This is a genomic window from Methanosarcina sp. (assembly GCF_028693135.1).
GTDB lineage: Archaea > Halobacteriota > Methanosarcinia > Methanosarcinales > Methanosarcinaceae > Methanosarcina.
This window is the reverse complement of sequence record NZ_JAQUVZ010000077.1, coordinates 1-10,734: the sequence shown is the minus strand read 5'-3', so window position 1 is coordinate 10,734 and position 10,734 is coordinate 1. Positions and strand designations below refer to the sequence as shown.

General features: G+C 39.7%; 8 protein-coding genes. 5 read left to right on the top strand and 3 right to left on the bottom strand.

What is annotated here, in order from left to right:
- The first annotated feature begins 120 nt into the window (after positions 1–120).
- Positions 121–1,497, top strand: coding sequence for a hypothetical protein (locus tag PHF18_RS17665; protein ID WP_300104991.1), 1,377 nt, complete (start codon positions 121–123; stop codon positions 1,495–1,497).
- Between the two features lie 333 nt (positions 1,498–1,830).
- Here the strand turns inward: PHF18_RS17665 and PHF18_RS17660 are convergent, their stop codons facing one another.
- A complete protein-coding gene (locus PHF18_RS17660; RefSeq protein ID WP_300104989.1) occupies positions 1,831–2,202 on the bottom strand; it encodes a winged helix-turn-helix transcriptional regulator in 372 nt (123 codons plus the stop codon).
- A 4-nt stretch (positions 2,203–2,206) separates the two neighbouring features.
- On the opposite strand from PHF18_RS17660, the gene PHF18_RS17655 reads away from it, so the two are divergent.
- Positions 2,207–2,353 carry a hypothetical protein gene (locus PHF18_RS17655; protein WP_300104987.1) on the top strand — a complete coding sequence of 49 codons (147 nt, stop codon included), beginning with the start codon at positions 2,207–2,209 and terminating at the stop codon, positions 2,351–2,353.
- Positions 2,354–2,640: 287 nt separating this feature from the next.
- Here PHF18_RS17655 and PHF18_RS17650 read toward each other — a convergent pair whose 3' ends face one another.
- Together PHF18_RS17650 and PHF18_RS17645 are read right to left on the bottom strand one after the other, a co-directional pair.
- The gene (locus PHF18_RS17650; RefSeq protein ID WP_300104985.1) at positions 2,641–3,129 is read right to left on the bottom strand and encodes a hypothetical protein; all 489 of its coding nucleotides are present in this window, start codon (positions 3,127–3,129) and stop codon (positions 2,641–2,643) included.
- Between the two features lie 5 nt (positions 3,130–3,134).
- Positions 3,135–4,907 (bottom strand): hypothetical protein, encoded by a 1,773-nt coding sequence (locus PHF18_RS17645; RefSeq protein WP_300104983.1) that lies wholly within the window; start codon positions 4,905–4,907, stop codon positions 3,135–3,137.
- 775 nt (positions 4,908–5,682) lie between these two features.
- On the opposite strand from PHF18_RS17645, the gene PHF18_RS17640 reads away from it, so the two are divergent.
- The 3 genes from PHF18_RS17640 to thrC form a co-directional block, all read left to right on the top strand.
- Complete coding sequence (locus PHF18_RS17640; RefSeq protein ID WP_300104982.1) at positions 5,683–8,550, top strand: M1 family metallopeptidase; 2,868 nt, start codon at positions 5,683–5,685, stop codon at positions 8,548–8,550.
- A gap of 660 nt (positions 8,551–9,210) precedes the next feature.
- A complete protein-coding gene (locus PHF18_RS17635) occupies positions 9,211–9,522 on the top strand; it encodes a DUF1622 domain-containing protein (protein WP_300104981.1) in 312 nt (103 codons plus the stop codon).
- Positions 9,523–9,997: 475 nt separating this feature from the next.
- Positions 9,998–10,734, top strand: a 737-nt coding sequence (gene thrC / locus PHF18_RS17630) for a threonine synthase (RefSeq protein WP_300104980.1), incomplete at its 3' end; no start/stop codon positions are given.

Sequence of the window (10,734 nt, the reverse complement as noted above, 5' to 3'; positions counted from 1 at the left end):
GGGTATAAAAACAGGATTTATACATCATAATTCTACAGAAATTTTAGAAAATTGAGTAAACTTTATATAAAAAGATTGGAAAATTCTAGACCGCCCAAAATGGAAAAAAGTTAACCGCCCTTGACACGGAGTATCGCTGAAGATAGATTTGTCAGAAACTTCAGAGGGGAGCCTATTGAGGATTACTCCACACCTGAGAATGAGTTTGAAGCAGGTCTATTCCCACTCAACCAGATTCTTGATAGCTCTAATTGGCGAATGGCGTATCAGGAGTACTGGTGGAATAGAGAGAACGGAAAAAACAAGATAATGATGTTCAACGAGTTTGAAAAGGAAATAATCAGCCGATTTGTGGAATATCAGATTCCCCTTATAATGATGAACAATGGCACACCAAAAGAAGCGGTCTGTCTCGTTTTTGAAAAAGTCAATACTGGCGGTGTAACACTTACTGTGTTTGAACTTCTTACAGCAACCTTTGCTGCGGATAATTTTAATCTCAGAGTTGATTGGGAGAGAGTCCGTAATAAGCACCTGAAGAAATCTTCCGTGCTACAAGGTATAGAAAACACAGATTTCCTTCAAGCAGTGTGCCTTCTAGCTACCCGTGCAAGGAAATTGAAAAAGCTTGAGGAAGGAGAAACTGAAGAAAAGGCTCCTGCCGTCAGCTGCAAACGTAAAGATATTCTGAAATTGAAACTTGAAGAATACACCGAAAATGCTGATAAGGTAGCTCAAGGTTTTGAAAAAGCTGCAAAGCTCCTTAATATTCAAAACATATTCATGTCCAGGGATATTCCCTACAGGACCCAGATTACTCCATTAGCTGCTACTCTTGCGGTTTTAGGTGAAGAAGCAGACACAGACGGGGTTCGAAAGAAAATTTTCCAGTGGTATTGGTGTGGTGTATTGGGAGAATTATACGGAAGTACCGTTGAGGCCCGTTTTGCGAAAGATTTACTTGAACTCCTCGAATGGATTAAGGGAGGTCCCGAACCTACAACAGTAAGAGAAGCAAGCTTTGACCCGGAACGTCTCAACACACTTAGAACCCGTAACAGTGCAGCGTACAAAGGAATTTATGCTCTTCTCATGAGAGACGGAGGTATAGACTTTAGAACCGGCGAGCCGATTGATATTCAGACTTATTCTGATGACAGCATCGACGTTCATCACATCTTTCCTCAAGATTGGTGTAAAAACTGTGGAATCAGCCAGGATGAATACAATAGTATCATCAACAAAACCCCTCTTTCTGCAAAAACCAACCGCATTATAGGTGGCAATGCGCCGAGTTCTTACATAGAAAGACTTCAAAAAATAGCAGGAATTGATGAGTTAAGAATGGATGAGATACTTGCAAGTCATGTGATAGAACCTGCGCTTATCAGGAATAATAATTTCGAAGAATTCTTTGAAACCCGTAAAAAAGCCATTCTGAAACGGATAGAAAAAGCAATGGGTAAACCTGTTATTCATAGAGAGGAAGAGCAATAACAAATTACTTCCTTTATACCAAATTCTTTTTTTCCAGAAAACGCTCACTTCAATAACTTCACATCAGCCCCCACCATGAAACCTTTTACAAAAAACCTGAAATATGTCGGGCGTTGAGCGAGTGGGGTCAATGACTTGAAAAATATATTCACTCACTCATACGATTTTGCATTCAGGGGTCTGGTTTAAGGATTTTATGATTTTGAAGATATCGTCGCGGGATAAAATAGTAGAGAACTGAATAAACGGTAGGTAGGGAGAAAGGGGATTAGCCCGCCCGGAAATATAATAAAACAGTTATATTCAGGCAGCCCCACAGACGGCTCCAGTTCCTCACTCCTCAACGACTTCCCAGTGTCCACCTCTGGCTGGCCCGACTCTTTTGAGGAAACCTTTTTTCTTTAATGTGCCCAGATTCTTCTGGATTGCAGATGGATTTATTCCAATTTTCCCAGCAAGTTCTGTTTTTGAGATTGATGGTTTGTTTTTTATTGAAATAAGGATCTTACGCTGGTTTTCATTAAGTTCAGACCACCTTTCAGACCACCTTTCAGACCACCCTTCTATCTTTCTTTCTACCCCCTTTTCACCGACCTTTTCTCCGACCTTTTCTCTATCTCCTTCTTCAACTTCTTCAAAGTGTTTTCTCTTAAATGTAACAATAAACTGAGTCCCAACTTCTTTAAAATCAGCTTCTTGTTCCATTGAAATGAACTGGCTTATTTCAGTCGAATACCTCTCAGCAAGCTGTGGGGCTGGAAACTTCTCAGGCGGCTGGAGACTTTTAAGAGATAATTTTTATTTTTTGGCTGTGGGCGGCTGCTCAGAAGAACTTACCCGGAACTGCCTTCGTTAATATCAAGCGAAAAAAGCCGGAAACTTCAATAAAAGTGAGATTTTCGGGGCTGGAAACTTCTCAGGCGGCAGGGGAGATTATTAAAACTTAAATTTTATTTTTTGGCTGTGGTCGGTTCCCCAGAACTTATCCGGAACTGCCTTCGTAAATATTAAGCGAAAAAAGCCGGAAACTTCAATAAAAGTGAGATTTGCGGAACTGGAAGCTTTTCCGGCGGCATTTAGTTTATTGCAAATATATGAGATGAGGATAACTTGTAAACACCTAAATAATGTCGATTTGTGGTTTCACGGAATCTTTTCACCCAATAACCTTTTCTTCATGTCTTGAATCTCTTCTGAAGTTTCAACAAGTTCTTTTCCAGATTTGTTAATCTCTTTTGAAAGCATTGTATGAACCCGATAATTTATACTTTGGAAATCCGGATTTATTATTGAGAAATATTTTTCATACCCTTGCTTAAATTTCTTGCCTTTTTGTGTTAATTTATATCTTACAGTTTTATTTTTAATTTCTTCAAGTTCAAATAATTCTAATTTTTGATATTTGTCTAGTAGTCTGGAAAGTCCAGGATCTGTAGGTCCTCTAAAGTTTCTGACAAAAGTCCATTGATCAGTATATAGGTTTTCTTGTCTCAGTTCTTCTCTAACTTTTACGTTTAACTTTTCGAGTTTCAATTTTCCTATAAGACTCTCTTCGGGAAGTACTTTTTCAGCAAAATCGACAACATCAAAAATCCAGTATGTTTTATCAGGAAGGACTCTGGAGTTATCCAAATTTATCACCAATTAATGATTTCAGTTTGTTTAATTTGGATATTCAACTTTTTCTCTTCAAATTGCAAGTTCTCGTTTACTTTTTTATTAATAGAGAACATTATAATTTGAGATTCTTTTTTTAAAGAACCTAAAACAGAATATAAATTATCTTTTCGTGCAATCTCATTATTATCAATATTTTCAAAAACATCATCAATTAATCCAAAATTAATATTCGTAATATTATTTTCATAATTAATATTCAATATCGAATGCCATAAAGCAATGTCAATGAGCTTCTTGTCTGAAAGGGCTATAGCATATTTATCAGAACAATCTTTGATTGAGTTTCCCGTATCAAGTAAAAGATGTCCATTTTCGAGATTTAATTTATACGGAAGGGGATAGATTAACTTACTGAAAACAATATTTAATCTTTCATTAAAGCTTTTTAAAACAGTAGAGTTTTTCTCGTCAATTGTACTTCTTTTGAGGGTAAGTAGATTATCAATCTCTTTTGGTATTGATTCTATATTTATTTCAACTTTGTCTAATTTACTTTTTAGTTTTTCAATATAATTCTTAGACTCATTTAAAGAGTATTCATATTTTTCCAGATCCAGTTTAAGTTTTTGATATTCTTTTTTTATTTCTTCCTCTCCAGTGTTTTCAATAACTCGGATTATCACAGAATTTACATTTATTTTTAGTTTTTCGCTGCTGATTTTGTCTATCTCAGACTTTATAAATTCAATGTCTTTTTTAAGTTCTTCTTCTGTTTTCAAGAATTCTTCAAATTTTTCATTCGCATGTGAGATTTCTTTTTTCAGTATTTGGTAAATTTCACCATCATATTGCTCATTGCCACAACAAGGGCACATTGATTTCTTTTTCCGACTTTCAATATTAGGTAAATTTATTTTATCTCCACAAACAGGACAAATTAAAACTGATATAGTTTCCTTCACAACTTCCATTAATTCTTTATTATAATATTCTCTCATTCTAGAAAGTTTAGTTCCATTCTCAAAAAGCTCTTGACTTTTCTTGGTTTTTAAAGACACTAACTCCCGAATTCTTTCTCCAACTTCTTTATTTTCTTTTAATATTTTTATGGTATTCTTTATCTCTCCAGACTCAAATTGTTCAATAAATTCTCTAACCTCACTATAATAATTTTTGTTCCTTCTTTCCTTAAAATTAAATTCTTCGATATCGTGTAGTATCTCGCTTTTTTGAACTTTCAGTAATTCTAATTTGTTTTGTAGTTCTTTTTCTTTATGTTCCACTACTTCGATCTTTTCATTAAAATCAGCACTGTTTAACAAAAATAATACGATAGTTTCTAATTTATTCTTATATTTCATAATTAATGAATCTTCGTCTTTTTGAGGTACTCTAAAAGCATCAATAAGCCTCTTAGCATCTGAGGGTTTTTCAGGCAAGTTTAACATTTCGCAAATTTTTTTGTTTACTTGCTCTGAACCTTTAATCTCCTCTCCAGAGGTTAAAATTGTGATCTTGGGTTCAGCATTATATTTTCTCGTAATTTCGACAGATTTTTCCCCATTACTAAGAATTATCTTAGTGTGTGCAATCTTTATATGTCGATCTATAAAATCCGAACCAAAGATAGCGTAAATTATAGCGTCAAAAGTAGTAGATTTACCAGTGCTGTTTGTACCAAGAACAAAAAGAGACTGTTTATTGACTATTTTTCTTACTGGAATGTATTCTACACTGTAAAATTCCTCTATATCAAACTCTTCCACATAAAAAGGTACTATCTTTTCCATTTTATCCCCTATGAGACATATATATATCATTTTGATTTACGATATACTCAGAAATTTCTTTTTTTGAGTTTACGAAACAGATCAAATTGATAATTAGCACGAAAAAAATTACTATAATACTAGGTATATTGAAAACTTGTATTATGAGAGGCTTGAACTGAAGAATACCTAAACAGTTAAAGAGAACCAAAATTACTGATATGAAAATGAATAGAAGACTAAGAATATATTCTGAGATGAATTTATTGGAATATATGTCAATACGTTTTATTTCTTCCCTACCTTTATCAGGCAGATCTGAATACTTATTTTTAATACCTTTTTTACGTAAATTCATTTCAGATTCAACAAAAGTATTCTTTAGAAAAAGATCTCTTATAACAAAACTTTTCGATATCTCTTTAAGTAACAAATAAAAGATCACAGAAAAGACGAAAATTGTATAATCTGCTATATTTTCAAACTCTCTTGGTATACCAAAAATTATTATAAAAATCAATAAAATTGAACTTATCAAATAAATATGTTCTTCTTCAATTAATTTGAGAATATTTATTCTATCCATAAGTCTGATTTTCTAATAATAATGAAATACTTTTTAAATGTAAGTTAGTTTACTCAGATATAAGCTTTGCTAAATTTATTACTTTGATGAAGTTCAAAATATGATGAAAATAATCCATTTCTCTCTCCTCCAAACTACACCTTTAAATCCCATCCCTCCCTTTTCTATCCCACAATATAACTCTCATAACATTTACTCGGTGACATTTTTATGAAAAATAGGCTGTACAAATATTATCCTGAGGATTTCGGGGAACTTACTGTTGATGTTATACATATGAACCTGGTGTTTGACGTCTATGATGACAGGACTAATGTGAAGTCCATTTTAAGGGTCAGGACAAAGGATGCACCTCTTGAGAAGCTGGAGTTAAACTGCAGGGACCTTGAGGTCAGGGCTGTGAGCTGCATACAGTATGAGGTTTCTTACAAATACAGGCAGGATGATGCGATTCTTGAAATTAATTTCATGGATGTGATTCCTCCGCATACTGATATTGCGGTTGTTACGGATACTGTTTGCAGGCCGACCAAAAATATCCTTGAGGGGCTGTATTACGATGAAACGCCGGCAGGGGCTCCTCCGCAGCAGATCACGCAGTGCCAGCAGTGGGGGTTCCAGAAGATCGTGCCGTGCATTGACGATATGTGTGCAAAATGCACTTACAGGACAACCATCATTGCGGATTCAAGGTACACGAACCTTATCACAAACGGGGACGTCGTTGTTGAGCGGCACACCGTAAAGCCTGGCAGGGACAAAATAGTCTATGAAAACTCCGTTACTCCGATGGCGACATATCTCTTTTTCCTCGGCGTGGGGACTTATGCGACTTTTAAGCGGGAATTTGAGTACCCGGATGGAGATACTTTTATGCTGGAACTGCTTGTGCCGCCCGGCTCAAGCGCAGAAGCTGCCGAAAAAGCGCTTGACATCCTGCATGATTCTGCCATGTGGGTCTATCTCTTTACAGGGCCTGAGCAGTTCGATGAAGATAAGCTGCCTGTCAGGAAAGAGCTCTGGGAGCTTGTCCGCAAGCGAGAGGATATGAAACTTGAGGAAAAGTCCGGGGCTACGCTGGAAGAGCTCCAGCAGGTCAGGAAAGAGCTTGCAAAACTCAGCGGGGCCATCATACCCGGGTACAAATACACGGGAACTGTCTACAGGGAGATCGGGATGCAGAACTCGGACTTCGGGGGCATGGAAAATGTCGGGAACACCACGATTACCACAAACCGCATAATGCCTACCCAGCAGATCACGGACCCGGCTTTCGAGTACATGATCAGGGTCAAGGTGCACGAATATTACCACAACCAGAACGGGTCCGAGGTTACGGGAAAAAGCCCCTTTGAGATCTGGTTAAACGAAGCTGTGACCGTGCATGTGGAAGAGCAGTACCACGCCTTCCTTTTCGGAGAGGATTACCAGAGGCTCGGCAGGGTGCTCGACCTGCTTGCCCCGGCTTCAGGGACTTTTGCCCTGGACTCGGGAGCTGCTTCCATGCCCATCATCCCTGACGGCTTTAATGACCCAAATGACCTGATCACTGCCGTTACGTATGTCAAATCCCCTGAATACGTGCGCATGGTCGAGACCCTCATAGGCAGGGACACTTTTGTCCGGGGCCTGGACCGCTACTTCAAAAAGTTCAGCCACTCAAACGCAGCCACGCAGGACTGGATCGAAGCCATGGAAGAAGAAAGTGGGCAGCCTTTAAAGGAAATGGCCGAAACCTGGCTGAAGCAGACAAAGTTCCCTGTAGTCGAGGTCTCAGCCGAATACGATATGCCTTCCCGGAAGTTTACCTTCTTCCTCAAACAGCAGGTCCCTGCCGGAGGAAAGCCCTGGGAGTTCCCCTTCAGGGCAGCCCTTGTGGACGAAAACGGAAATGACCTTGCCGAAGTCCTGGAAAGAATAAGCGGGGAAACTGCAGAAATTCCGGTTGAAAACGTGGACTTGCCTGCTTTTCTCTCCCTGAACAGAGGCTACTCCTTCTACGGGAAACTCATTTACAGGGCAAGCCAGGACGAGCTCCTGCTGCAGGTAAGGAAAGACAGCGACATCACAGGCAGGTTTACAGCCTTCTATACCCTTCTGGATCGGGAAAAGCTGAGGCTCCTTAAAGTTCCGGGTTCAGCTCCCTCTGAAGACTTTATAGAGCTCTACTACAGGCTCTTTAATGACCGGCAGCTTCTTGAAAGGGCAGGAGGGCAGTTCCTGATTATCTTTGAGTCCGTAGAAGACGAAGAATTTGCCCACCACTATCAGGCTCTTTATGACGTAAAGCAGAAGCTTCTGAATGCAGTTGCCTGGAAATATAGGAATTCCCTTATTTCTGCCTACAACTTCTTTGAAAATGCTTCGGTTCCAAAGGATGCATCTCTTGAAGAAACAGCAAGGGTAATCAAGGGCAGGCAGGCTAAAAATCTCTGTCTCGGAGTCCTTGCAACCCTCGATACCCCCGACATCCATACCCTGATAAAACAGCAGTTTGAGACCGCAGCCTGTGCAACAGACAGATTGAGTGCATTTGCCGCATACCTTAACAGTTCGGCTCCTGACAAGATTGAAGTCCTGAGAGCCTTTGAAGCGGAATCAAAGCAGAACCTTATTTCCTGGGAAGCCTTCCTTGCAGTAATAGGAAATAACAGCAGTGTTGATGCAGTTGAACTGGTAAGGGAAATGGAAAGGTCAGCCGCCTTCAGGATCGAACAGACAAACGACCAGCGTGCCCTTTACGGAAGCTTTGCCCGCAACCGCAAAAAATCCCTCCAGACCGCAGAAGGCAGGATTCTCTTTGCAGAAATCCTGAAAAAGCTGGCTCATGTAAACGAATACAGCACTGTCAACATGCTCAATGCCTTTGCAAACATAGACCAGATGGAATCAAAGTATCATATCCCACTGGTAAAGATCCTGGCAGACCTCCTTTCCGAACTGGATTCCCAGAAATTCCCGAGCGTCTATAACAGGACCCGAAAACTCCTTCTTGGAGCCCCAAAAGCTGTCAAAACATACAGTATAGAACATGGGGAAATTAAGGCTCTACAGTCGGAAAAACCTGTGCAGAAATAAAATTCTCGGAAAAACAAATTACTCACAAAGGAGAAGCAAGCTGCCCAAAGAAACAGCCTGTCCGGAAGGAGCCAAAAATAATTTTTTCCTTCCGGATACTGCTTTTTTGCATCTCTTTTTTGCATCTATTCTGAAATCGTATGTCAACTACCCATCACTGAAGTAACGGGCTTGTATATCCCCGCTGTTTCGGATCATTTTATACGTATGGCTGGTTGACCTGGGAAGAACCACTCCTGAATTCTCTTACGAGAATGGCAGCCCAGTTCTATCGAGACGCTTCAAAGGTTACTTTCGGCGAGGTTGTTGCCAACCCTATACCAGATAAAACCGTTTCCAATGATAGTAGACTCAACTTAAGCTGTTGTCTGCTTATTGCAGTGCCCTACTCCACTCTGGAAGTGTCGATGCTATCTGGTGCAATATACGCAGCGGGGGTATAATAATGATTACTGATAACGAAAACCAAGAGAGCTTACGCATTCCTCCCCCACTGAAGTAGGGGAGAATCCCGCTTATTTCATCTTGAAGGGCAGATGCAGGAAGACTATTTATCCCGAAAAAATGAAATGATATAAATGTTTTTCGGGAGCTTCTTACAGAATTTCAAGATTCAGCTTTTAAGGGGATGGTAAAAGGATATTCGAATATTTTGAAGGCTTGTTTCTGGACGCATTCTCTGCTCTGTTCAATATTGTAGGCTCTCTTCTCATAATATACGGAGGGCTCAGGGCAATTTCAGAGATTATCCTGCTTGAAATTTTGAAAAAACCTTACCACTACCAGCAGGTAAGAAAAGAGCTTACAAACAAAATTGTCTTCGGGCTTGAGTTTTTCATTGCAGCCGATATCTTGGAAACCGTAAGGAACCCCTCGCAGGAAGAAATGCTCCTGCTGGGTACGGTCGTGTTTATAAGAACGGTCCTTGGCTATTTCCTCAGTAAGGAAGTTTCGGAATACAAGCTTGATTGAAACAGGGCTGAAAAACCCGATCCTGCAGGATTCCAAAACTTCCCTCCTCTTTTAAGACTCTTAACCTTCTCTGTCTTTTTGGTTCCAAAAACTTTCTAAAAAAACAAATGTAGATATATAAATCCTCTTCAGTACCTCACAGGGTTGCTGAATTTCCATGGGGACGAGTATTCTTTATTGAAGACAGCTGTTCCGGAGCCCTTATAAATCCTGAATATAGTATAATTCTAAAAATAGTATAATTTAAAAGCAAGTAAAGTGTTAAGGATACAAAATATTATTAAACTCCAATATTATACTAATCCGAAATCCAGATTACGCTGACCTGAACTCCGGGTTGTATTTATAAACTAACATGAAATCGTGTAATAATACTAAAACATGAAATCGTGTAATAAATACTAACATGAAATTGGGTACTACTTGAAACCTGGTATCCGAATAATTCTAAATAATCATACACAGGAGCAATTTAATGTATCATTTGAAATGTATCGAATGCGGTGCAGAGTATTCCAAAGATGAAGTGATCTATACCTGCAGCAAATGCGACGGGCTGCTTGATGTTATTTATGACTATTCCTCAATTAAAATTGACATGGAAAAACTGAAGACCGAATGCCCTTCGGTCTGGAAGTACGCCAAACTCCTCCCGATCGACAGTGAGCCTGTGACTATCCAGGAAGGCGGGACTCCTTTATACAAATGCAATCGTCTTGCCGAAAAGATAGGGATTAAAGAACTCTACGTAAAACACGAGGGTATGAACCCCACCGGTTCCTTCAAGGACAGGGGGATGACCGTGGGGGTTACAAAAGCGCTTGAGCTAGGGATGAAGACCGTTGCCTGCGCGTCAACCGGGAACACTTCAGCTGCTCTTGCAATCTACGGGGCAAAAGCAGGAATCCCTGTTATAGTGCTGCTCCCGGCAGGGAAAGTAGCCCTTGGGAAAATAGCCCAGGCCCTCATGCACGGGGCAAAGGTCCTCAGCATCCGCGGAAACTTTGACGAGGCCCTTGCTCTTGTGCGCACTCTTTGTTCCCAGGAAAAGATCTACCTTTTAAACTCCATCAACCCTTACAGGCTGGAAGGCCAGAAAACCATCGGCTTTGAGATTGCAGACCAGCTCGGCTTCAAAGTGCCTGACAGAATTGTCCTGCCCGTAGGAAACGCAGGAAATATTACTGCAATTTACAAAGGTTTCAGGGAGTT

Excerpts from the sequence above, each read along its gene's own strand:
- PHF18_RS17660 (WP_300104989.1), bottom strand. The coding sequence starts at position 2,202 with ATGGAACAAGAAGCTGATTTTAAAGAAGTTGGGACTCAGTTTATTGTT.
- PHF18_RS17655 (WP_300104987.1), top strand. The coding sequence starts at position 2,207 with ATGAACTGGCTTATTTCAGTCGAATACCTCTCAGCAAGCTGTGGGGCT.
- PHF18_RS17645 (WP_300104983.1), bottom strand. The coding sequence starts at position 4,907 with ATGGAAAAGATAGTACCTTTTTATGTGGAAGAGTTTGATATAGAGGAA.
- PHF18_RS17640 (WP_300104982.1), top strand. The coding sequence starts at position 5,683 with ATGAAAAATAGGCTGTACAAATATTATCCTGAGGATTTCGGGGAACTT.